Genomic DNA, 20,779 nt, shown 5'->3' on the forward strand with positions numbered 1-20,779 from the left:
CGTCACCCCATCAATCCCGGCAGGACAGCGACAGCGAAGAAGAAAAGCCCCACGCAAGCCCCGACCAGCCAGATATTTGTTTTATCCCGTTTAGCGATAATGGTATGATCGCCAATCATTTTCAGGTCGTCAGACCGCGCGACCAGCGTGGGGATGTAGTCCGGGTGGACCTTTAAAAGCTCGGCTGCCTGCTCGACGGTCATTGCTTCGTCCTTCGTGGCCTTCACGTTCCGCTGGAGTTCTACTTGTAATGGCATCATTTTGCAGCACCGCCTAACATTTCGGGATTCTGATGTACGTTGCCGATTAACTCACCATACATTTGAACAAAATCCCAACGTATTCCACCCGCATAAAATCCGGAATCATCTTCTGACCATTTAACGACTAGATTAAACACCCGGCCGTGTGATTTATAACAGATAATATCTCCAGCATATATTTCTTTTTCCATAAGCTTTTTGCCCGTCCATAAATCGCGGCTGATCAACTCGTAACCAAACTCTTCACAAAAGACGGGAGACAGTTTGCGCGCCGGGCGTTCTTCAAGCTGACTGATATAGTACGTTTTCAATTCGACATTGCCTGTTTCCTTATGTCGGAATACATATCGGATTTTGATGTTATTCATTCCGCAGCCCCCTCCAATGCTTTTCTGGCCGTTTGCCCTCCGTCGAGTTCGACAGCTGGTGGACAGTCCTCGAATTCTTTTGTGTAATTCGTCTCCATCGCATAAAAAGTCAACGCTTCTTTCATCTGCTCGTTTTTAGTCTTCTGTTGCCGAACCTTCCCCTGTTCCATTCGCAGTAAGACTTTCATATTCATTAGTTCATCCGATATTTTCGCGGTCTGGGTTTCGGCTCTCCGCCATTCATCAAGATGGTTGCTGGATTTCTCATGAGCTTGTTTTAATTCCCCTCGTAGCCTACTGATCTCTTCCTGAGCCTGCCGAAACTGAATGACCGTGACTTCCTGTTGGCGCTGGTGCTCCCGATTCATAGCCTGTTGCATGATTAACTCTTCCGCGAGCTTTTCGGCTGCTGCTTCTAAAGAAATTTGCTCAGGTGTACTGGCTGGCGTTTTTGAAAGGGCGCAAATGTAAGAGCCGGTATATAAAACCTCACCTTTTGACAAGTTGATTTTGAATTCTTTCATGCCCGGGCCTCCCGGTCTAAAAGACATGTTTTGCATACAACCCATTGAGCTGAATAATATATTTTTCCGCAGCGTTCACACTTGCGGGCAATTTCATTTTGATACATTTTCCGTTCCTCCCCCGCAGGGGAAAACCCCTGCTAATTGAATTTGTGGCCGATCTCGTAATCACAACGAGCCAAGCCGCCTTTTACTGTTTGAATGATTGTTTTACCGTGTTCAGGTGCCTCAACAACATACGCGGCGTTTTGGTTGCCGTCTAACACGATGACAGACACCTTCCCCGGCTCAATAAATTGAGAAACACTTGTATTTTGATTGAGTGATATATGTTTTGGCTGCATGTTCAAAGCCTCCGTATGGTATAATAAAAGTGTCTAGGTTTTATTTACCATACGGTGGCGTTTGCTTTAGCGGCCGTCCTTACATCCAACAGTTTGACGGGAATAGCTGTATGCCAACCTTTGGTTTTTCCGTCGGAATGATTGGGTGTTTTTTTATATACTCAACGCGTTCCTCTTCGCTCATTACCCGTGTTGTAACTTCTCCGTGCCGACGCAAGTTTTTGTTTTCTGTCATGGTGCTGTCCTCCTATTCTTTGTTCATGCCTTTGATTTGAAGATTATATAAGCGCTCAAGCTCTTCATCTGTCTGGCGGTTTAAAAAATCTCTGCCATAAGAGCCGATAAGCAAAAGCCATTCCATTAAATGCTTTCGTTCTGCCTGTCCCAAACGTCTGCCACTCCCTTCATAATCAGCATTTGTAAAGCTGCGTTCCGTACCTCCGGGGCACAGTCTTCATAACGCACGATGACCATAAGTTGATGGACGGTTGCTTTTTCAAAACGGAAGCTTTTGTTTGTTGCGCTCATCTTCTGACGCTTCCTTTCCGAGCAAGCCGGATTCCCGAGGCTCTATGAGGTCTCTTTTTGCTTGGTCAATGACAAGGAATAACGTTTCATCTTCATTCCGTTTCAGCTCTTTTGCTATGTTGAGATATGACTCATTTGCCGCCCATAGCTCCCGGAAACGCCTAATTTCGCTGTCATAAAACATGAAGTTTAGCTCCTGAAATGGGATATACACCGGGCTTTCTTCAAACAAATAGCGCAGTCGATACATTTTATCTTTCATTGTTTTCTCAGATATTCTTATTCTTTTGTTAGCGCGTAAACCGTTCTTGCGGGCGGGCAGAATATTTTTTCTTGCAAAGTCCATGACCAGCAAAATGATTTCATTCGAATCCCTGTTTAATAATTCCGACATATCAAGAATTGATTTCCCATCATGCCAGTATTGAACGACCTTTTTTAGCTGGACCATTGACCACTCATAATTCATATTTTCTAAAGCCAGTTCAAACCGTTCGGCATTGACCGCCTGACTCATGCTAAACACTCCCTTTTGTAATTCATATAGCGGTGAACCAGTATGAGACGGTGCTCGTGCTGTAAGTGCTCTAAGACAAGCCAGTTCTCAATGGTCAGGCCGTTTGCCTTAATGATTGCTTTTTGCGCACGCGTCGGACATTTACCACGTTTCACACTGCATTCCCCCTAAGTTTTGATAGTCTGCTATTTTTTGTTCAAGAACCTTGATAAGCTCGTCTAATTCTTTTTTGCGCTGGTCATCCGTTAATTTGCGTTCAGGGACGATTTGCAGCACGCCGGGCATGATTGCCTGTATCAACGTTTTCACCTCCTTAAACCAGCGATGCCGGTGTCTTGCGGCCTTTGCCTTGTTGCGCCTCTTTAAACTCGATTTTTTCAAGATGAGCTGTAAGGCGGTTAACGGTCTTTTTGTCATAAAGCTTTGCTAAAGCCAATCCGGTAAGGTTTGTTGTTACAATCGTCACCTTGCCTTGCCTACCAGTAGAGATCCCATACCAGACCCTCTGAATGAAATCAGGTGCTGTCCTTTTCTCGTTATCTGTGTCGCCCACTTCGCTCCCCAAGTCGTCGATGACGAGATAATCGACTCGTGTAAGCAGTTCGATCGCCTTGGACTCCGTAAGTTTTTCAGAATCATCGTTGAAAGAATTTTTTATGCGCCGCATAAGTGCGTCACTATTAACAAAAAGGGCTGATTTTGCATATGCTTCTTGACTCTTTTTGTTCAGTTCTTTAAGCCCTGATATTGCCAGATGACTTTTGCCGGCATTGGACACACCGGTTATAAATATGTTCATGATTACGCCCGCTTTGATCTGATCAACCAGTTCAAGCATCCGGCGTTTGTTCTGTTCATCCTCCTGGTTGTAACAGTGATATGTTTCAAACGTTGCCTTTTCCAGAGTTGGATCGGCAATGAGTGAGTGTGTAGAAAGAACCCTTCTCTCTACCTGACGGCGCCAAACCTCAGCTTCTTGTTCAATCTCCTTATTGCGCTGCTCCCTTTCGCACATAGGACACTTTACAGAGCCGTTCCAAAGTTTCATGAGCTGAACTGGATACGGTTTTTCTTCTCCGCCTATTATCCGAGTGTGTTTGTCACAGTAAATGGGGTTGCCGTGCTTGTCAGTATGGAATATCATCCTGCGAGATATTTCGCCCTCTACTGCTGCTGCTTGCTCCTTTGTGAAGTCCTCCATGTGGTCCATTCCCCCGTTCGCGTTTCATTTGCATAGTAAGGTCATCAAATTTTTGATTGAGCTTATCAGCTGATAAGATATTCGCAAACCAAAAGTCATGGTTTTGCGTCCATATGATCATGTCTTTAATTTCTTCGTATGTTCGCGGCTGCTCTCTGTTCTCCATCATCAAGCGAAAACGATTAGCCCATTTTTCAAGGTTAGGGACCTTCGCTTTTGGGTTGTTCCGCTGAATAAGAGAAAATAAGAGCTTTGCCAAATTCATGTGGACGTCCTCAAATTTCAATTTGGGGACATATATATTCTTTTCTTTTTCTTTTTCTTTTTCTTTTTCTTTTTGTCCCCTTGACGTCGACGTATCGTGACACGTATCGTCAACGTATCGTGAAAACAGTTCCCTGATAGACTCGTTCGGTATATGCGGATAAACCAATTCGATTAGTGAACGATCCTTTACCTCTCGCAACTCTTTTTCTATGCAATCCAGCATAGGCTTCCCGGCTTTATTGAGGTTGTAACGCCCCCATTTTAAAATGGCAATTTCTCGGGTACCCGGATTGTATTCGACCAAATGATGATGATGCTGAAACCGATCCATAAGGCTGTTTATGGACTCAATAGAGTGTCCAATATCAAAAGCCATTTGCTTCTTGGTGATCGAGTAAATGCCTATTTGTGAGGTGAATGGATTCGTCAATAGATACAGATAAAAGTACCTATCCTCTGGTGTCATTTCCTCAAGCACTTTCGGATCTTGCCAAAATTCGGTTCTTACGTGGCGATATTTAGCCATTGTTTCTCCCTCCTTGCGTTGCGGTCTCTGCCTTCGTCAAAGACCATACAGACCGCTTACCGTTGACAATTACAGAGCCGAGGGTGTTTTGCTGACATTGATCAGACAGGCAGGTGCCGCCTTGAGCTTTTAGTTCGGCAATTGCCTTTTCGTGAGTATTAACAGACTCGCTTATAATTACGTGAATTTGATTATGCAGCCAGACGTGGCTTTCTAAAAACACATGTATTCTCCTTTCAGTTATTTGTTGAAAATCTCAGCAAAGTGTTTATCTAAAAAGGCAGCCATTTTAGAAGCTTGAAAGCTCCAGTTTTGCCCTTTAGCTTGCGGGTAAAATACAAAACCCCCGTTTACCGAATCTAAAACTTTGCGGAACCGACTTGGGTATAAAATGTTTTCTTTGATCCACTCGCTTTTACGTGCTGTCTTTTTCTCAAGGTCTTTCATGTTCCAATAGACCCCGGATAACGATTGTTCTCTTAGTTCCTGGAGTTCCACCTTGCTGATGAGAATTTTGTCAGCAGGGATCGGAATTGACAGGCTAACATCAAGAAGTTGTTCCATAAGTTTCTCCTCTCATGTCTTTTAAAAATTTTACTCACTTTTATTTTGTTCCTGTCAGTACCATTATTGTTCAAAAAAAAATCGGATCTTAATATTAAGTTTCTTCGTGACCTTTTCAATCGCCTGCATAGAAAGATTCGCTTTCCCTCTCTCAACTCTTGAGATGTATGAAGCTGTGTACCCTAAGAATTGAGCGAATTCGATTTGAGACATTTTCCGCTTTTTTCGGATTTTTTGGAGCAGACGTCCAAACTCTTTCAGATCGAACATTTGTTTTAACACATCCTTTTTGTACCTGAAAGGAACAATTTGATCTTAACATAGCGATTTTTTTTACACAAGTGCTTTTTAAAAGAATTTTCTCGTGAGGTACACGATATGGTATAATTACCTATGAGGAATAAGGTTAATTTTTCAAAAGAGCAGGTGTTATTATGGGAAATATGAAAATGGGAGAAGCGATTCGGCGTATTCGTAAGGAAAAGAAAAAAACATTAGATGAAGTTGCCGAAGCTGTGGGAATTACACACAGCTACCTTTCAAGAATAGAAAGAAATTTACAACAGCCATCAATACAAGTAATAGAAAAAATCGCTGACTATTTAGGCGTCCACAAATCATACTTGTTTTTTGATGAAGAGAGCCTAGAAAAGTATTCAGAACCAGAGAAGCAGCTTCTTTCACAGAAGAGTATAACAATAGATGATCTCAAGAAGCTAAACATTGTCCACGATAACGGAAGTAAGATAACAGAAGAAGAATTGCAAATGGTTATAAATTATTTAAAGGAATTAAGGGAATTAAAAGAACGACATTTGAAAGATTTAAATTAACCAACTTTAAGTTTTTTTGTGTCCACATTTTTCTCCTTTTCAATTTCCTTTTTTAGATTCCCGATGATGTTCTCGAATGTAATATGCATGATGTGTTTCCCCTCCCAAAATAGAACGTTTGTTCCTATTATATTTAATAACAATTTTAAAATAAATACTTTTTCAGGAATTTCCTATTTTCGTTTTTCTGGAAAACAGGAAATATCCCCGAAAAGTACGAAAGACGTTGCCAGTCATGGCAGCGTCTTTTTGTTTTTTTATGTACTTTTCGGGAGTCAGATATACTACATGCCTACTCTTATCTCAGTCGTTTGAAAACTTCCGCCTGCTTCAGAATGGTTTAACGAAACACCCACAAAAGCAGTAGTCAGTATACCGAACGCTAAAACTAAGATCAATGACATTTTTCTCATCTGCAACACCTCCCACTTCTAAATATTAAAATTAAATCCTAATTTTATCAAGTCAATTTTAGGAAGAGTTGCTCTAAATTGATCTTGCTGTTGAGAAAAATAATAAAGGGATAGCAATAATTTTTCAGCGTTTTCTTCTCTTTTCCCATCAAAAAGAAGAGCATATTTTTTATAAAAGGAATCCGAATAGAAAGAGTTTAATGGCTCGGATCTTCCTAAAGCCTTTGCGAATTCAGTCACTTGAAACTCCTTTGAAATTTCTTTGTTCCAATAATATTGTAATATGGCTATTTCCTCTTTATTCTGGACCATTTCCTCACTGCGATCAGGGAAATTTGCAAGTAAGTTCAAACACCTCAAATAGTACCTATAAGAATGGCAATATGATTCATTCATATAAGACAATGCCAATATGTACAAAGCTGTCATATTCAAATTGATACTGAGGTCTTTTTCAAGGAGAGAGAAGGCCGCCTCTCTCGCCTTATTAACGTCGTTGTTTTGTTTTAAATATATATTCACTAAGACTTCTTCTATACGAGCAGTAAATGCGATTTTCAAAAATGGATCTGATAAATTTTTAATAAGACTTCGAATGGATCGAATATGGTATAGAGTGATCTCATACCTGCCATTATAAAAGTACCCATACATTTCTAGTATACTCAACAACGTTCTCATTTCGTCACAAGAAGGACTAAACTTCTTTAATCCTTCGGTATACTCAATATTCCCAAAAGAGAATCTTGAATTAAGAATAAATCTATAAATATTAGACCATAGATCGTATTTGCCATCCCTTTCAATCTGGGCGCTTATCAATGCCTCTATAACAGAATATAATTGCTTAGTGTAGCAATATTCCAAAGCGGAAGCATAATTTTTCTTTTTCACTCCAGTTAAGCAGTGCTGTTCCATCAATGCAGTTTCATTTTCTGGATCAACATACCTTATGATCTCTCGAACCATCCAAAAATTAATTTCTTTTCCGCTAAGAAACTTACTTAAATAGCCTTCGCTAATCCCGATTTTAGCAGCTATAACATTCTGCTTTTCATCAGAGGATTTTATTAATTCTTTTAGATGGATCCTTATATCTCTAGCTGCTACTGTTTCCATATGATCACCTTTTCACCTCAAATTTAACATAATCACAAAGAAAATTTTGTCGAACGATGGCGATAAGATTTAGAATTTTTTGATTTTTTACGTTATAATTTATTCCTTTCAATACTTATTATACCTTATTTTACAATGGTTAACTAAGCGAAAAGCCTTATTTGGAACAATCTTTTAAATAAATTAAGATAGTGCTATCCTATTATTGGAGAATTAAAGTTCCCCCTATAGGAGTGAATGAAATGGCTAGTTTCCTAAAACGCGGTAAAACGTGGCAGTATTGCGTTAGCGCTAAACCCAAGCCCATCAGGAAAGGCGGATTTAAAACTAAGAAGGAAGCTCAAGTTGCTGCCGCAGAGGTTGAAGAAAAATTGAGGAAATATAAAACGCCGGGCACAAAAAAAGTCCTCTTTGATGAATACTTTAAAAGTTGGGTAAATGTTTATAGAGCTGATATTGGTGCCATCACTCGTGAAGGTTACTATATTACACTTAGAGAAATTTCAGAGAATTTTGCAGGAAGATATATCAATGACATCACTAAACGAGAATATCAAGAGTTTTTAAATAAGTTTGGATCTGAACACGCAAAAGAAACTGTTAGAAAAATAAATACGCACATTAGAGCTTGTGTGCAAGAGGCAATTGAAGAAGGGATTATTCCGTTTGATTTTACCAGAAAAGCAAAATTGATTGGAAGCGTGGAATCAAAACGCCCGGAAGAAAAACACTTGAATTATGTTGAAAGTCAAAAGCTTTTAAATGAATTATATGTGCGCAAGGATCAGTCTATCGGGTATTATTTATTAATACTGGCCCTCACTTCAGGAATGCGATTTTCTGAAATGTTGGGATTAACACTCGAGGATTTCAACTTTGAATTAAATGAGATTACAATCAACAAAACCTGGGATTATAAAAAAGGAACGGGTTTTGCTACGACAAAAAATGCGTCTTCAAATAGGACCATTAAAATGGATTCTAATACAATGGATTTATTCAAAAAGTTGTTATCCGAAATGCCTGATAACATACATAATCTTGTATTTTATAGTCCTCGCAGTTCTAGAAAAGTCATCACTAATGAATTTGTCAACAAAATATTGAAAAAGACATTGACGGACTTGAAAATAGAACCAATTTCGATACACGGGTTAAGACATACACATGCCAGCGTGTTACTCTACAAGAGGATTTCAATTTATTATGTCTCAGAGCGTTTAGGGCATGCTAAGATAGATACCACGCATAATTATTATTCACACGTAATTAAAGAACTACGTGAAGAGGATAACCAAAACACCCTTGATTTATTTGAAAAAATGCCTGACGTGAAAACATCCGGAAATGTGCAAAAAATGTGCAAAAAAAAATAAAATCGCATCGTTTTTCAGCGGATTCTCACAAAAATAAAAAGCTTGCAAAAACGACGAAAACCCTTGTGTGACAAGGGTTTTTCTGTTTTACCGACATTATTAATCCGCGCCTATCTTATACAAAAAACGCTCTAGGAGAGATTCGAACTCCCGACCTGCAGTTTAGGAAACTGCTGCACTATCCGCTGTGCTACTAGAGCCTGCTTCTATTATAGTAACGCTGGCGGCCGTTTTTTTCAAGTCTACAGCCCTCCGAACACCTTATAGGCGGCTCTCGTTGTATCTTCATCTATTCCGATATAACGCATTGTAATAGACGGAGAAGAATGATTCAAAATCCTCTGCAGTTCAGCAATGTCTTTTGTCCTCTGATAAAAATGATACCCGAACGTCTTTCTAAGCGTGTGCGTTCCGATTTCCTCCAACCCGCAAGCGGCAGCCGCTTCCTTTAATATTCTGTATGCCTGAATCCGGGATATGGGCTTATTCGTCCGTTTTGATTTAAACAAATAGTCATCCTCTTTCATGTCTTTTGTATAAGCGTATATGTCGGCCTTTAAAGACTCCAGTATCAGAATTTTTCTTTTCTTTCTCGTTTTGCTTTCGGTTGCCCACACATGGTCTTTGTTCCTTACATCCCTCACGCGAAGCGGCAGAACATCTGAAATCCGCAGTGCGCTGTTCATGCCGAAAATAAATAAAAAATAATCACGATCACTTTTTTTCATTAAATACTGTTTGACTTCCTGGATCTTCTCCAAACTTCGGATCGGCTGTACGATATGCATCAAAAAAACCCCTTATAATTGGTAAAGTAACATATTGAGCATTATGTTACTATTATAGCCGAAACCCGTTGAATGATAAAGGGTAAAGAGTCTTATGTAACATAATATACATAGTGTTACATAAGGTGAATCAGATAAGCAGTTTCAACGAATTCCTCAAAAACATCATTTTCAGCCCGTTGACAAGCTTTTAAACAAATAGATACTTAAGGTATTAAAAAATGAAAACGACGGCCTTAAAATGAAATCTGAGCATCCGTTTTTTTGTGAGCAACCGAAAAAAATGCAAAAAAAAGACACAATATGAAATTGTGTCCTAATCTTCATCTTTTACATCAATGTCCTCAGGAAGCGGCTCATTTAAAAACTCTTGAATCATTTCCTTATATTTTTCCAGCTGCTCGAGATGTGTTTGAAATTGTTCCTTGTTGATTAAATATTGCTGTCCGTCATGGACGGCTCTTATTTTATTCGTCAAAACAAGATTGTGCACATATTCTTCAGGAAGACTGGTAAACTCAGCTGTCTCTTTGATCGTTAAATACATGGCTCACGTTCCTTTCATATGTCATGTGAGTGAATTCTGTTTTGTTTATTGTAGCTTATTTTTTGTCTTTATGCTTGTTTCACAGCTTTTTCAGTCCGGTTTCCCATTTAGCCTATTTGCGACTGATTACATTCACACAGAAACCCCAACTTTTTGCACACCGGACTATTCCGTTTGTCACTTGTGAAAACAGCACATTTTACTTACTCTATAATTGTAAGCGGAAAACAAAGGAGGCAGACTATGAAAAAGAAAAAGTTTATGAATCTCTGTTTTATCGTTCTGCTCAGTACTTTGCTCGCGGCCGGAAGCATCCCTTATCACGCTCAGGCTAAGAAACACCCGTTTTCCTATGACGACTACAAACAGGTAGATGTCGGCAAAGACGGCATGGTTGCCACCGCCCATCCTCTCGCTTCACAAATCGGTGCCGACGTGCTGAAAAAAGGCGGCAATGCAATTGACGCCGCGGTTGCCATTCAATTCGCATTAAACGTAACTGAACCTATGATGTCTGGAATCGGCGGCGGCGGATTTATGATGGTTTATGATGCGAAGACGAAAGACACCACCATTATCGACAGCAGGGAACGCGCACCGGCAGGCGCAACACCGGATATGTTCCTTGACGAAAACGGCAAAGCCATTCCTTTCTCCGAACGCGTTACGAAAGGGACTGCAGTCGGTGTTCCGGGAACATTAAAAGGACTTGAAAAAGCGCTAGACAAATGGGGCACACGCTCCATGAAACAACTCATCACCCCTTCCATTAAACTTGCCTCAAAAGGCTTTCCGATCGATTCGGTTTTAGCTGATGCCATCTCAGATTATAAAGACAAATTATCACACACTGCTGCAAAAGACGTGTTTCTTCCGGACGGAGAACCTCTGAAAGAAGGAGACACACTCATCCAAAAAGACTTAGCCAAAACATTTACAGCTATTAAGTACAAAGGCACAAAAGCATTCTATGACGGTGCATTCTCCAAAAAGCTTGCAGAAACAGTGCAGGAATTCGGCGGCTCAATGACAGAAAAAGACATTAAAAACTTCAATGTGACGATTGACGAACCGATCTGGGGAGATTACCAGGGCTATCATATCGCAACTGCTCCTCCTCCAAGCTCGGGCGGTGTTTTCCTGTTGCAAATGCTGAACCTCCTGGATGATTTTAAGCTTTCTCAATATGATATCCGTTCTTGGCAAAAATATCAGCTTCTCGCAGAAACGATGCATTTGGCTTATGCTGACCGCGCCGCATTTGCCGGGGACCCAGAATTCGTCAACGTCCCTCTCAAAGGTCTCTTGAATCCAGATTATATCAATGCCCGCAGACAGCTGATAGATATTGATAAAGTCAATAAAAAACCGAAAGCCGGCGATCCTTGGGCCTATCAGGAAGGTTCTGCAAACTATAAACAAGTGGAGCAGCCGACTGACAAACAAGAAGGTCAAACGACTCACTTCACGGTAACCGACCGCTTCGGCAATGTCGTATCTTATACGACAACAATTGAACAGCTGTTCGGTTCCGGCATTATGGTTCCCGGATACGGCGTTGTGCTGAATAATGAGTTAACAGACTTCGATGCGGTGCCTGGCGGCGCAAATGAAGTGCAGCCGAATAAACGTCCGCTCAGCAGCATGACTCCGACTATTTTATTCAAAAATAACGAACCTGTCCTGACTGTCGGCTCCCCCGGCGGAGCAACGATTATTTCTTCCGTCCTGCAAACGATCCTGAACAAAGTTGAGTACGGCATGGATCTGAAAGCGGCAGTCGAAGAGCCGAGAATTTACACAAACAGCATGACATCCTATCGATATGAAAAAGGAGTGCCGGAAGAAGCCCGCACAAAACTGAACGAAATGGGGCATAAATTCGGCAGCAGCCCGGTTGATATCGGTAATGTGCAAAGCATCCTGATCGACCGTGAAAACGGCACCTTCACCGGAGTCGCCGACTCAAGCCGAAACGGAGCCGCAATCGGCGTAAACTTGAAAAATTATAAAAAATAACAAGACAAAAAGCCTCGTTTCTCAAGCTGAGAAATGAGGCTTTTGTTTATTCTGCACTGTATTCAGATGAGGTTTTTTCAGACGTTAATGATGCAAGCGAAAGCACACCGCACATCGCGATGACAACACCCGCTGATCCGATCCATGTCACTGACGCAAGAGACAGATGAGTGACAACAATGCCCCCGATGCCCGCCCCGGCTGCCATAGCCAGCTGCATCACAGACTGGTTGAGGCCAAGTAATACACCCGATGATTCAGGCTCCATCGTTGCCAAATGATACTGCTGAGCAGGCCCAGATGACCAGGCTGCGAAGGACCAAAATATAAGCACTGCCGCCGCTCCGAAAGCAGAATGTGTGACAAACGGCAATAACATGAGCATGATAGCATGAAGCGCCATTCCGCCGATTAATGTCATACGCGCCCCCCATTTGTCTGCGCTGAAACCGCCTGCTTTAGAACCGGCAAGACTTGCAACACCGAAAATAAGCAGCAATGTACTCAGTATTCCGCTGCCGATATGAGTGACGTTCAGTAAATACGGAGAAAGGTACGTATACGCAACCGAATAGCCTCCGAGCCAAAAAAACGTAATGGCCAGCCCGACAGCCACCTTTCGTTTCTTCAAAAGAGAAAATTGCTGAATGAGCGGCACCGGTTTATCTCCTTTTATCTCAGGCAGCGCGAAACGTATAATAAGCATGGCAATGATTCCGATTGCCGCAATTCCGGCGAAAACCACCTTCCAGCCGAAAGCTTCAGACACGGTTCTTCCGATCGGAACACCGATAATGAGCGCCGCCGTAAACCCCATAATGACGGTTGCGAGAGAACTTGCCTGTTTTCCCGGGGGAGCGATTTTTGCTGCGATCGTAAGCGCGGTGACCACCACAGTTCCTGCTCCAAGCGCCATGATCACCCGCGCTCCCGCAAATAAGCCGAATCCCTGCACAAGGAAAGAAATGATATTTCCGATTACAAACAATCCAAGAGCATAGATCATGAGCTTCCTTCTGTCCAGTTTTGCTGTAAGGGCCATCATGACAGGCGTTCCGATTGCATAAACAAGTGAAAAAATCGTAATCAGCTGCCCTGCCGCTGCCACAGTAACTCCCAAGGAACCTGCAATTTTATCAAGCATCCCGGATATCACATATTCAGACGTCCCCACTAAAAAACTGATAATTGCCAAAATGTAAATCTTCCAGGTATTTTGCACCTGACACACTCCTTCATTGATGATTTATATAAAGATATATTGTGATATATCGATATAAAAGGTTGAACAAACAGAAACAAATCGCAATATGTCGATGTGTATCCGGAAAAAGAAACTGAATCCCTCTTCTAAAGGATTCAGCCCTACATTTCGCGCTGAAAATAATCGGCCATCGCCTTTATCGCTTCTTCATCTCTTTTATAATAGGTGTATTTGCCAATCCGTTTTGTTTGGATAAGGCCCGCCCGCTGAAGAATGGAAAGATATTGAGACGCCGTTGACTGTGTCATCTGAAGCTTATCGGTGATCTGGCTGACACATACTCCGATCTCATTCATATCAATGCCATCATGCGGGGCGAAGTGACGGTCCGGCTCTTTCAGCCATTGTAAAATCTCAAGCCGTGACTCATTAGACAACGCTTTAAAAACATCAATAGGTTTCATACGCTTTATTATATCGTGATTTTACGATATGTCAATGTAGTTTTTCTTCAATCTCTATTTTTTGTTTTGCCTCTCTTATGATCCGGGACATAAAATCACTCACATTCTCTTCAAATGTGTCTTCCCGCCCGTATTGCCGTACATGTACAGATTGATGGCGGCACTCTTGATCTCCCACAACAGCAATATACGGTATTTTTTTCATTTGTGCTTCTCTGATTTTATAGCCGAGTTTTTCATCGCGCTGATCGAGCTCAGCCCGGATACCCGCTTTCTTCATTTGCAAGTGCACCTGTTCTGCGCAGTCCCGGTGTGCGGTGTTTGATACTGGGATGATTTTTGCCTGTACCGGTGCAAGCCATAAAGGGAACGCTCCCCCGAAATGTTCTGTAATGATTCCGAGAAATCTGTCGAGAGATCCGAATACCGCCCGGTGGATGACAACAGGACGGACTTTTTGGTTTTTTTCATCAATATATGTTAAATCAAATTTCTCCGGCATTTGAAAATCCAGTTGGACAGTGGCGCATTGATGGCTCCGGTTCAGCGCATCTTTTATATGAATATCAATTTTCGGTCCGTAAAATGCGCCATCTCCCCGATTAAACCGAAAACGATATCCCTGTTCTTTTAATACTTTTTCTAATGCGCTCTCAGCCCTGTCCCACAAGCGTTCGCTTCCCATGTAATCTTCCGGTCTTGTTGACAGCTCAATATCATAGGAAAAACCAAATGCGGTGTACACCTCGTGAATCAGCTGCAGCGCCGAAGCGATTTCACTCTCGATCTGATCCTGCGTTACAAAAATGTGTGCGTCATCCTGGCAAAAAGATCTGACGCGGAGCAGGCCATTAAGCGCCCCGCTGAATTCGTGACGGTGCACCTGACCGAACTCAGCCATCCGAATCGGAAGATCACGATAAGAACGAAGCTTTTCTTTAAATATGAGCATGTGGCCGGGGCAGTTCATCGGCTTTAACGCGAAGCGCTGATGATCGGCTTCTGAGAAATACATATTCTCTTTATAATGATCCCAGTGGCCGGATTGCTCCCAAAGACGCTGGTTCATCATCATAGGGGTACGCACTTCCTGATAATGATAGGCATCCTGCTTTGAACGCAGAAATGATTCAAGCGTGTTTCGGATAAACTGACCGTTCGGCAGATAAAAAGGCATACCCGGCGCCTCTTCCGAAAACATAAAAAGTTGTAACTCCGCTCCCAATTTCCGATGATTTCTCATCTCCGCCTCTTTCAACAGCTGAAAATGTCTGTTCAGCTCCTTTTCTGAGGAAAATGCTTTCCCATAGATGCGCTGGAGCATTTTTTGGTTGCTGTCGCCGCGCCAATAAGCCCCTGATACATGAGTGAGCGAAAAAGCTTTTATCTGTCCGGCAGACGCCAAGTGCGGACCCCGGCATAAATCAATGAATTCGCTCTGGCGGTATATACTGATTGTATCAGTCTGCGGAATACCCGCTAAGAGCTCAAGCTTCAGCGGTTCATGAGCAAACAGCTGCTCTGCCTCTTCTCTGGGGATTTCTTCTCTGATAATTTCCGGATTTTCCGAAATGATTCGGTTCATCTCTTTTTCAATGACGGCCAGGTCTTTTTCAGTAATCGTTTCATCCATATCAAAGTCATAATAAAAGCCATTGTCAATAACGGGTCCGATCCCTAAACAAACCTTCGGATACAGACGTTTTACCGCTTGCGCCAATACGTGTGCTGCTGTGTGTCTCATCACTTCCAGTCCTGCTTCAGACTGAAAACTGCACAGTTCAATCGCCGCATCCTTATGAATGCTTCTTCTAAGGTCATATAACGATCCGTTTACCTTTCCGGCGGCAGACGCCTTTTTCAGACTCGGACTGATTGATTGAGCGATCTCTTCTAACGTAACGCCTTTCCGGTATTTTTTTTGTTTTCCATCAGGAAAAGTAATCACAATGTGTGGCTTCTTCACGGTCTGATCTCTCCTTTATTTTTAATAAAATAAAAAACACACTCATCCCAAAGAAAGGGACGAGTGTGTGTCAGACCCGCGGTTCCACCCAAATTCCCGCCACTTTAAGTGACGGCTCATTTTTGCCGTAACGCGGCTATACGGTATCGGCTGCTTTCGTTCACCGATACAGCTCAAAAGGCGGTAAGCTCATTCTTCGTGCCGGGAAGGTCTCAGCCGCGCCTCCCCTCTCTGTATGGCCGGTTAAAATGTCTCATGTCCTTTATCATTGCCATTTTTCTTATATAAACATAAAAACACACTCATCCCAAAGAAAGGGACGAGTGTGTGTCAGACCCGCGGTTCCACCCAAATTCCCGCCACTTTAAGTGACGGCTCATTTTTGCCGTAACGCGGCTATACGGTATCGGCTGCTTTCGTTCACCGATACAGCTCAAAAGGCGGTAAGCTCATTCTTCGTGCCGGGAAGGTCTCAGCCGCGCCCTCCCTCTCTGTATGGCCGGTTAAAATGTCTCATGTCCTTATCATTGCAGATACTTTATCCGAAAAACTTTCTTTTATTATACATAAATTTTCCGAAAAAGAAAGTTTTTTTAAGAAAAACTAGAACGAAAAAAATTGGCGTACACAGCTGTCCTGTTTTCTCATCTTCCGTTCGGTAATGCTTTTAATCCATTCAGCAGTTCTTCAAACGCCGATGTCAAAAATAAATCACTCCGGTAGATGAATGATATATTCATATCCCGAAAATGTTCAGGGAGCTCATGAAGAAAAAGATTTTTCCTGTTTTGAAAATAACGGACGGCTGATGCAGGCAGAAAGGAAACCCCCATCCCCGCCTGCACCGCCCCAATAATGGCTTCCAACGTACCGAATTCAATGATTTTATGTGCGGGCACTGCCTCTTCTTTCAGTATGTTTTTTATTTTGCGGCGGTGCGAACAGCCCGCGGCAAAATAAAGAATCGGATCTCGCAACAAGTCTTGCAAACTGCCTTCCCGCTTATTTGAGACCAAGACCAATTCTTCTTGAAATACAGCGACTTGCTCAAGATCTTCGTATTCGACCGGTCCATAAACAAAAGCGCCGTCCAGCTCATAGTGTAAGACGCGCTGCACTAAGGTATGTGTATCACCGGTTGACAGAGACAGCTGTACTTTCGCGTAACGGCTGCAATACTCCGTGAAAAATTGAGGGAGATGGACGGCTGCCGCCGTTTCAAGAGAACCGATTCGAAGCGGGCCGTTCGGATCGCCTGCCTCTTGCGCCGTTTTTTGCGCCTCATGCAGCAATTGAAGGATTCTGTCTGCGTCTTTTAATAAGTTTTCACCTGCGGGCGTCAGCGTCATCCCCCGATTTGTGCGGTAAAAAAGCTGTGTTTGCAATTGCCGTTCCAGCTGCTGAATCCGGTTTGTCACATTTGATTGAACATAATGCAGGCTTTCTGCCGCCTTTGAAATACTTCCTTTGCGGGCGACAGCCTGAAAAATCTTTAAGTCTCCGCTTTCCATGTAAGGGCACCTTCTTGCTATGATTTTTATTGATAGCCGGCTATCAATTTTCATTTGTTTACTGCAGCTGATACAGCCTGTAAAATCTTTCTCATCAATCATAAAGGAGAGAAGAATGACGAATGCTCTTATCATACACGAAAATGGCTTTGATTTCAGGCAGGCACCTGACAAACGGCCGGGGAACGGCGAAGTAAAAATAAAGCTGAAAACAGCCGGATTAAACCATCGTGATTTGTTTTTAATGAAAAAACACGAAACCGGAAACCATGAATTTACTCTCGGTTCAGACGGCGCGGGAATCGTAACCGAAATAGGACATGGCGTCCGGTCTCATTTACTGCATGCAGAAGTCATCATCAACCCGGTGCTGAATTGGAAGACTGTTGAGGACGTACCAGCCGTCCCTGATATTTTAGGAGGTCCGAGCGACGGAACATTTTCACCTTATGTCATTGTTCCTGCGGAAAATGCCGTTTTAAAACCGGAACACCTGACTTGGGAGGAAGCGGGCGTGCTGCCGTTATCAGCATTAACCGCTTATCGCGCCTTATTTACAAAAGGACAATTAAAAAAAGGCGAACACCTTATCCTTCCGGGCATCGGAAGCGGCGTGGCAACATATGCCTTATTAATGGCAAAAGCTATCGGAGCGACAGTCAGCGTCACTTCCCGCAGCGAAAACAAAAAACAAACCGCACTGTCATACGGTGCAGACCGGGCGATTGACAGCTACGGTGACTGGAATGAGGCGCTGAATGGCGAAAAAGCAGATATCATACTTGACGGTGTAGGCCCCGCCTTGTTTCAACACTATCTTGACATTATGAAACCGAATGGCCGGATCGTAACATTTGGCGCCAGTTCAGGCGATCAGCTCGGATTTCCTATTCGTTCGCTGTTTTTTCCGCAGATTCATATTCTCGGTACATCAATGGGAAGCAATGAGGAATTCGCGGATATTCTGGAATTGATAAACCGCTGCGGCATCCGTCCCATTATCGACCGCATGTACCCTCTCAGTGAAGCAGCTGCCGCTTTTAACAGAATGCGGGAAGGACGGCAGTTCGGCAATATCGGCTTTCGTATAGATGTCTAAAAAAGAGGAGCGGACCCGTCCGTTTCCTTATTTGTTTATGAGTTTTTCCGCTCTGACATACTCTTGATAGGCTTCTTTCAAATAAACAAAAAAGTGTTTACCCCCGGCTTTTAAAACTTTTCGATGATAGAGCCACACGACGGGTAAAGTGCCCGTCAATAAAATAAAGCGGGAAAACACAGCACACGTATTGGTGATCTTTAAGCGGCGCCGGCCGAACTTGTGCAGTGCTTCCGCTTGAAATTCAATATGTTTTTCTTCATCAATTAAAATCTGCCCGCAAATTGATCGCAGACACACAGAGCCCGTCACGTTTTTTAAGGCGTCATAATAAACGGCGGCGATGATTTCCGCCGTCAGCAGCACCGTGATCGACTGCTCAAGGCTTGCAAATCGTCTCAGTCTGCGGAAGATTTGATCAACCCAATGCTTTTTCAGCTTTGGGATATTGTGCCGGTTCATGAATATTTCCAATTCACCCGCATGCCTTTGTTCTTCCTGAATAAATAAAATCAGCGCTTCCAGATAACTTTTGTCAGCACAATCCTTTAAGAAACGTTTTGCAGCAGCTATCAAAAACAGACCTTCTGAACTTTCGCCGATTTGAAACTGCTGAACTGAAGAACAAATAACGCGGCGCTCAGTTTCAGAAAGCTGATCATATTTACAGTTCAGTTCCTTGACTGCTGATTGATTTCTACGAAAATAATCTCTCCACTCTGTAAAACAAAATTCCATTTGTGATCCTCCATTCCCATCACGTTACCCTTATATGACCAATACAGGAAGAAGGAGGTTTCATTTCAATACGAAAAACCGGCTGATCCCAGCCGGTTTTATAAATAAACCCCTTTATTTACGGTAAAACAGTGCTCCCCATTAAATAACTGTCGACTTCGCGCGCTGCTTCCCGGCCTTCATTAATCGCCCATACAATCAGGCTTTGGCCCCTTCTCGCATCCCCTGCGGCGAAAACACCGTCAACATTCGTTTTATAATCCCCATATGCCGCCTGAATTTTATGATTTGCCGAATCGACACCGAACTGTTTCAATAATGGCTGTTCTGTCCCTTCAAAACCGATGGCGATGAACACCAGCTGAGCAGGCCATACTTTTTCTGTACCGGGCAGTTCATGAAATTCATACTTTCCGAATTCGTTTCTGACTTTTTCCATTTGAATGGTGTGAATCTCTTGTAAGCGGCCCTGCTTATCGGCCACCATTTTTGTCGTCTGAATTGAATATTCTCTCGGGTCTTTGCCGAACTTTGCCTGCGCTTCTTCATAGGCGTATTCAAGGGTAAAGACGTGCGGCTGTTCAGGCCACATATTGTCGTTCGTGCGCGTTTGAGGAAGTTTAGGATGTTTCCCGAACTGATGCACGCTGCGCGCTTTTTGACGCAGCGCGGTTGCCACGCAATCAGCTCCTGTGTCTCCTCCGCCGATTACGATGACGTCTTTCCCTTTAGCGTCTATAAATTGTTTGTCTTTGAAGTTGGAATCTAAATAGCTTTTCGTCGCCAGTGTTAAATAGTCCATCGCATAATGGACGCCTTTTGCTTCCCGGCCTTCAATCAGCAGATTGCGCTGCTTTTGGGCGCCTGTGCACAAAATGACGGCATCAAATTGTTCTTTCAGTTCATCTGCCGTTATGTCAACGCCGATTTCGGTATTTGTTACAAAATCTATACCTTCCTGCGTCAAAAGCTTTATACGGCGTTCGACGACATTTTTCTCAAGCTTCATGCTCGGAATGCCGTACATCAGCAGGCCGCCGGCTCTGTCAGCACGCTCATAGACCGTTACGGAATGACCGGCTTGGTTCAGCTGATCAGCGCTTGCCAGACCTGCCGGGCCTGAACCGACGACAGCGACTTTTTTACCTGTGCGTTTCGCTGGAATTCTCGGCTGTATCCATCCATTTTCAAAACCTTTGTCAATGATCGTCCGCTCGATGTTTTTAATTGAAACAGCCGGATCTGAAATGGCCAGCGTACAAGATCCTTCACAAGGAGCGGGACAGACCCGCCCTGTGAATTCAGGAAAGTTATTCGTTTTCAGAAGACGCTCCAAGGCTTCTTTCCAGCGCCCCCGATAGACGAGGTCATTCCACTCCGGTATCAGATTATAAATCGGGCAGCCGGAGGTAAAACCGTTGATATCAGCGCCGATTTGGCAAAACGGTGTGCCGCAATCCATACACCGCGCCCCCTGCCGCTTTGACGCTTCATCTGAAAATGGAGCCGAATACTCTTTCCAATCCTTTAAGCGAGTGAGAGGGTCCCGCTCAGCCGGTTTTTCTCGTTTTTCTTCCATGAATCCAGTTGGTTTCCCCAT

Annotated in this window: 26 protein-coding genes, 1 tRNA gene, 1 pseudogene and 2 other annotated features; of the genes and pseudogenes, 4 read left to right on the forward strand and 24 right to left on the reverse strand. The window is 43.0% G+C overall.

Features of this window, described 5'->3' with window-relative positions; all coding sequences use genetic code 11:
• Positions 1-2 precede the first annotated feature (2 nt).
• From AR442_RS01365 to AR442_RS01410, 14 genes and pseudogenes are all read right to left on the reverse strand, one after another.
• Positions 3-260 carry a hypothetical protein gene (locus AR442_RS01365; protein ID WP_043867112.1) on the reverse strand — a complete coding sequence of 86 codons (258 nt, stop codon included), beginning with the start codon at positions 258-260 and terminating at the stop codon, positions 3-5.
• Positions 257-631 (reverse strand): YopX family protein, encoded by a 375-nt coding sequence (locus AR442_RS19690; protein WP_044053314.1) that lies wholly within the window; start codon positions 629-631, stop codon positions 257-259. Before AR442_RS19690 ends, AR442_RS01365 begins: the two co-directional genes overlap by 4 nt.
• 281 nt (positions 632-912) lie before the next feature.
• Positions 913-1,155: pseudogene (locus AR442_RS19695) on the reverse strand (hypothetical protein); the annotation flags it as partial.
• A gap of 140 nt (positions 1,156-1,295) precedes the next feature.
• Positions 1,296-1,499 (reverse strand): XtrA/YqaO family protein, encoded by a 204-nt coding sequence (locus AR442_RS01380; RefSeq protein WP_024085436.1) that lies wholly within the window; start codon positions 1,497-1,499, stop codon positions 1,296-1,298.
• A gap of 79 nt (positions 1,500-1,578) precedes the next feature.
• Entirely contained in the window at positions 1,579-1,734 is a 156-nt protein-coding gene (locus AR442_RS20575) for a hypothetical protein (protein ID WP_162838278.1), read from the reverse strand.
• 12 nt (positions 1,735-1,746) lie between these two features.
• Positions 1,747-1,887, reverse strand: a complete 141-nt coding sequence (locus tag AR442_RS20410) for a BH0509 family protein (RefSeq protein ID WP_015387918.1) — start codon at positions 1,885-1,887, stop codon at positions 1,747-1,749.
• A 108-nt stretch (positions 1,888-1,995) separates the two neighbouring features.
• Positions 1,996-2,544 (reverse strand): hypothetical protein, encoded by a 549-nt coding sequence (locus AR442_RS01385; RefSeq protein WP_053285520.1) that lies wholly within the window; start codon positions 2,542-2,544, stop codon positions 1,996-1,998.
• Entirely contained in the window at positions 2,541-2,699 is a 159-nt protein-coding gene (locus AR442_RS20580; RefSeq protein ID WP_024085440.1) for a DUF6906 family protein, read from the reverse strand. Before AR442_RS20580 ends, AR442_RS01385 begins: the two co-directional genes overlap by 4 nt.
• The gene (locus tag AR442_RS20520) at positions 2,686-2,844 is read right to left on the reverse strand and encodes a type VI secretion system contractile sheath protein TssC (RefSeq protein ID WP_160315671.1); all 159 of its coding nucleotides are present in this window, start codon (positions 2,842-2,844) and stop codon (positions 2,686-2,688) included. The genes AR442_RS20580 and AR442_RS20520 overlap by 14 nt, the downstream gene beginning before the upstream one ends.
• Before the next feature lie 13 nt (positions 2,845-2,857).
• Positions 2,858-3,688: a P-loop NTPase family protein gene (locus tag AR442_RS01390; protein ID WP_053285519.1), complete on the reverse strand. Its 831-nt coding sequence runs from the start codon at positions 3,686-3,688 to the stop codon at positions 2,858-2,860.
• On the reverse strand, positions 3,672-4,538 hold the full coding sequence (locus tag AR442_RS01395) for a hypothetical protein (RefSeq protein WP_053285518.1): 867 nt from the start codon (positions 4,536-4,538) through the stop codon (positions 3,672-3,674). Before AR442_RS01395 ends, AR442_RS01390 begins: the two co-directional genes overlap by 17 nt.
• Positions 4,531-4,761 carry a hypothetical protein gene (locus AR442_RS20525; RefSeq protein ID WP_053285517.1) on the reverse strand — a complete coding sequence of 77 codons (231 nt, stop codon included), beginning with the start codon at positions 4,759-4,761 and terminating at the stop codon, positions 4,531-4,533. The genes AR442_RS01395 and AR442_RS20525 overlap by 8 nt, the downstream gene beginning before the upstream one ends.
• A gap of 17 nt (positions 4,762-4,778) precedes the next feature.
• Positions 4,779-5,102 carry a DUF771 domain-containing protein gene (locus tag AR442_RS01405; RefSeq protein WP_017417255.1) on the reverse strand — a complete coding sequence of 108 codons (324 nt, stop codon included), beginning with the start codon at positions 5,100-5,102 and terminating at the stop codon, positions 4,779-4,781.
• 63 nt (positions 5,103-5,165) lie between these two features.
• The gene (locus AR442_RS01410) at positions 5,166-5,372 is read right to left on the reverse strand and encodes a helix-turn-helix domain-containing protein (RefSeq protein WP_032858779.1); all 207 of its coding nucleotides are present in this window, start codon (positions 5,370-5,372) and stop codon (positions 5,166-5,168) included.
• Positions 5,373-5,536: 164 nt separating this feature from the next.
• On the opposite strand from AR442_RS01410, the gene AR442_RS01415 reads away from it, so the two are divergent.
• Complete coding sequence (locus tag AR442_RS01415; RefSeq protein WP_014305167.1) at positions 5,537-5,935, forward strand: helix-turn-helix domain-containing protein; 399 nt, start codon at positions 5,537-5,539, stop codon at positions 5,933-5,935.
• 431 nt (positions 5,936-6,366) lie between these two features.
• Here AR442_RS01415 and AR442_RS01420 read toward each other — a convergent pair whose 3' ends face one another.
• Positions 6,367-7,467: an AimR family lysis-lysogeny pheromone receptor gene (locus AR442_RS01420; protein WP_046559670.1), complete on the reverse strand. Its 1,101-nt coding sequence runs from the start codon at positions 7,465-7,467 to the stop codon at positions 6,367-6,369.
• A 242-nt stretch (positions 7,468-7,709) separates the two neighbouring features.
• Between AR442_RS01420 and AR442_RS01425 the strand changes: the two genes are divergently transcribed.
• Positions 7,710-8,843 (forward strand): tyrosine-type recombinase/integrase, encoded by a 1,134-nt coding sequence (locus AR442_RS01425; protein ID WP_053285516.1) that lies wholly within the window; start codon positions 7,710-7,712, stop codon positions 8,841-8,843.
• A 127-nt stretch (positions 8,844-8,970) separates the two neighbouring features.
• Here the strand turns inward: AR442_RS01425 and AR442_RS01430 are convergent.
• The 3 genes from AR442_RS01430 to AR442_RS01440 form a co-directional block, all read right to left on the reverse strand.
• A tRNA-Arg gene (locus tag AR442_RS01430) sits at positions 8,971-9,043 on the reverse strand.
• 42 nt (positions 9,044-9,085) lie between these two features.
• The gene (locus AR442_RS01435; RefSeq protein ID WP_003153850.1) at positions 9,086-9,631 is read right to left on the reverse strand and encodes a site-specific integrase; all 546 of its coding nucleotides are present in this window, start codon (positions 9,629-9,631) and stop codon (positions 9,086-9,088) included.
• A 316-nt stretch (positions 9,632-9,947) separates the two neighbouring features.
• A complete protein-coding gene (locus AR442_RS01440; RefSeq protein ID WP_003153848.1) occupies positions 9,948-10,178 on the reverse strand; it encodes an excisionase family DNA-binding protein in 231 nt (76 codons plus the stop codon).
• A 243-nt stretch (positions 10,179-10,421) separates the two neighbouring features.
• Here AR442_RS01440 and ggt point away from each other — a divergent pair, with 243 nt between their 5' ends.
• Positions 10,422-12,197, forward strand: coding sequence for a gamma-glutamyltransferase (gene ggt / locus AR442_RS01445; RefSeq protein WP_014418078.1), 1,776 nt, complete (start codon positions 10,422-10,424; stop codon positions 12,195-12,197).
• Between the two features lie 46 nt (positions 12,198-12,243).
• Here ggt and AR442_RS01450 read toward each other — a convergent pair whose 3' ends face one another.
• The 4 genes from AR442_RS01450 to AR442_RS01465 form a co-directional block, all read right to left on the reverse strand.
• Positions 12,244-13,419 (reverse strand): MFS transporter, encoded by a 1,176-nt coding sequence (locus AR442_RS01450; RefSeq protein WP_014418079.1) that lies wholly within the window; start codon positions 13,417-13,419, stop codon positions 12,244-12,246.
• Positions 13,420-13,562: 143 nt separating this feature from the next.
• Positions 13,563-13,865 (reverse strand): ArsR/SmtB family transcription factor, encoded by a 303-nt coding sequence (locus AR442_RS01455; protein ID WP_007407355.1) that lies wholly within the window; start codon positions 13,863-13,865, stop codon positions 13,563-13,565.
• A 31-nt stretch (positions 13,866-13,896) separates the two neighbouring features.
• Positions 13,897-15,831, reverse strand: a complete 1,935-nt coding sequence (thrS, locus tag AR442_RS01460; protein ID WP_014418080.1) for a threonine--tRNA ligase — start codon at positions 15,829-15,831, stop codon at positions 13,897-13,899.
• A 52-nt stretch (positions 15,832-15,883) separates the two neighbouring features.
• Positions 15,884-16,109, reverse strand: a binding site (T-box leader).
• A gap of 34 nt (positions 16,110-16,143) precedes the next feature.
• Positions 16,144-16,368, reverse strand: a binding site (T-box leader).
• A gap of 107 nt (positions 16,369-16,475) precedes the next feature.
• Positions 16,476-17,342, reverse strand: a complete 867-nt coding sequence (locus AR442_RS01465; RefSeq protein ID WP_053285515.1) for a LysR family transcriptional regulator — start codon at positions 17,340-17,342, stop codon at positions 16,476-16,478.
• A gap of 115 nt (positions 17,343-17,457) precedes the next feature.
• Here AR442_RS01465 and AR442_RS01470 point away from each other — a divergent pair, with 115 nt between their 5' ends.
• A complete protein-coding gene (locus AR442_RS01470; protein ID WP_053285514.1) occupies positions 17,458-18,441 on the forward strand; it encodes a zinc-binding dehydrogenase in 984 nt (327 codons plus the stop codon).
• Positions 18,442-18,468: 27 nt separating this feature from the next.
• On the opposite strand, the gene AR442_RS01475 is transcribed toward AR442_RS01470, so the two are convergent.
• Both AR442_RS01475 and gltD read right to left on the reverse strand, forming a co-directional pair.
• Positions 18,469-19,179: a hypothetical protein gene (locus AR442_RS01475; RefSeq protein ID WP_053285513.1), complete on the reverse strand. Its 711-nt coding sequence runs from the start codon at positions 19,177-19,179 to the stop codon at positions 18,469-18,471.
• A gap of 118 nt (positions 19,180-19,297) precedes the next feature.
• Positions 19,298-20,779, reverse strand: coding sequence for a glutamate synthase small subunit (gene gltD, locus AR442_RS01480; protein ID WP_003153838.1), 1,482 nt, complete (start codon positions 20,777-20,779; stop codon positions 19,298-19,300).

This window comes from Bacillus velezensis (assembly GCF_001461825.1).
Classification (GTDB): Bacteria; Bacillota; Bacilli; order Bacillales; family Bacillaceae; genus Bacillus; species Bacillus velezensis.

Coding starts and splice junctions, on each gene's coding strand:
- AR442_RS01365 (WP_043867112.1), bottom strand. CDS start 260: ATGATGCCATTACAAGTAGAACTCCAGCGGAACGTGAAGGCCACGAAG.
- AR442_RS19690 (WP_044053314.1), bottom strand. CDS start 631: ATGAATAACATCAAAATCCGATATGTATTCCGACATAAGGAAACAGGC.
- AR442_RS01380 (WP_024085436.1), bottom strand. CDS start 1,499: ATGCAGCCAAAACATATATCACTCAATCAAAATACAAGTGTTTCTCAA.
- AR442_RS20575 (WP_162838278.1), bottom strand. CDS start 1,734: ATGACAGAAAACAAAAACTTGCGTCGGCACGGAGAAGTTACAACACGG.
- AR442_RS01385 (WP_053285520.1), bottom strand. CDS start 2,544: ATGAGTCAGGCGGTCAATGCCGAACGGTTTGAACTGGCTTTAGAAAAT.
- AR442_RS01390 (WP_053285519.1), bottom strand. CDS start 3,688: ATGATATTCCATACTGACAAGCACGGCAACCCCATTTACTGTGACAAA.
- AR442_RS01395 (WP_053285518.1), bottom strand. CDS start 4,538: ATGGCTAAATATCGCCACGTAAGAACCGAATTTTGGCAAGATCCGAAA.
- AR442_RS01405 (WP_017417255.1), bottom strand. CDS start 5,102: ATGGAACAACTTCTTGATGTTAGCCTGTCAATTCCGATCCCTGCTGAC.
- AR442_RS01410 (WP_032858779.1), bottom strand. CDS start 5,372: ATGTTCGATCTGAAAGAGTTTGGACGTCTGCTCCAAAAAATCCGAAAA.
- AR442_RS01415 (WP_014305167.1), top strand. CDS start 5,537: ATGGGAAATATGAAAATGGGAGAAGCGATTCGGCGTATTCGTAAGGAA.
- AR442_RS01420 (WP_046559670.1), bottom strand. CDS start 7,467: ATGGAAACAGTAGCAGCTAGAGATATAAGGATCCATCTAAAAGAATTA.
- AR442_RS01425 (WP_053285516.1), top strand. CDS start 7,710: ATGGCTAGTTTCCTAAAACGCGGTAAAACGTGGCAGTATTGCGTTAGC.
- AR442_RS01435 (WP_003153850.1), bottom strand. CDS start 9,631: ATGCATATCGTACAGCCGATCCGAAGTTTGGAGAAGATCCAGGAAGTC.
- AR442_RS01440 (WP_003153848.1), bottom strand. CDS start 10,178: ATGTATTTAACGATCAAAGAGACAGCTGAGTTTACCAGTCTTCCTGAA.
- ggt (WP_014418078.1), top strand. CDS start 10,422: ATGAAAAAGAAAAAGTTTATGAATCTCTGTTTTATCGTTCTGCTCAGT.
- AR442_RS01455 (WP_007407355.1), bottom strand. CDS start 13,865: ATGAAACCTATTGATGTTTTTAAAGCGTTGTCTAATGAGTCACGGCTT.
- AR442_RS01465 (WP_053285515.1), bottom strand. CDS start 17,342: ATGGAAAGCGGAGACTTAAAGATTTTTCAGGCTGTCGCCCGCAAAGGA.
- AR442_RS01470 (WP_053285514.1), top strand. CDS start 17,458: ATGACGAATGCTCTTATCATACACGAAAATGGCTTTGATTTCAGGCAG.
- AR442_RS01475 (WP_053285513.1), bottom strand. CDS start 19,179: ATGGAATTTTGTTTTACAGAGTGGAGAGATTATTTTCGTAGAAATCAA.
- gltD (WP_003153838.1), bottom strand. CDS start 20,779: ATGGGGAAACCAACTGGATTCATGGAAGAAAAACGAGAAAAACCGGCT.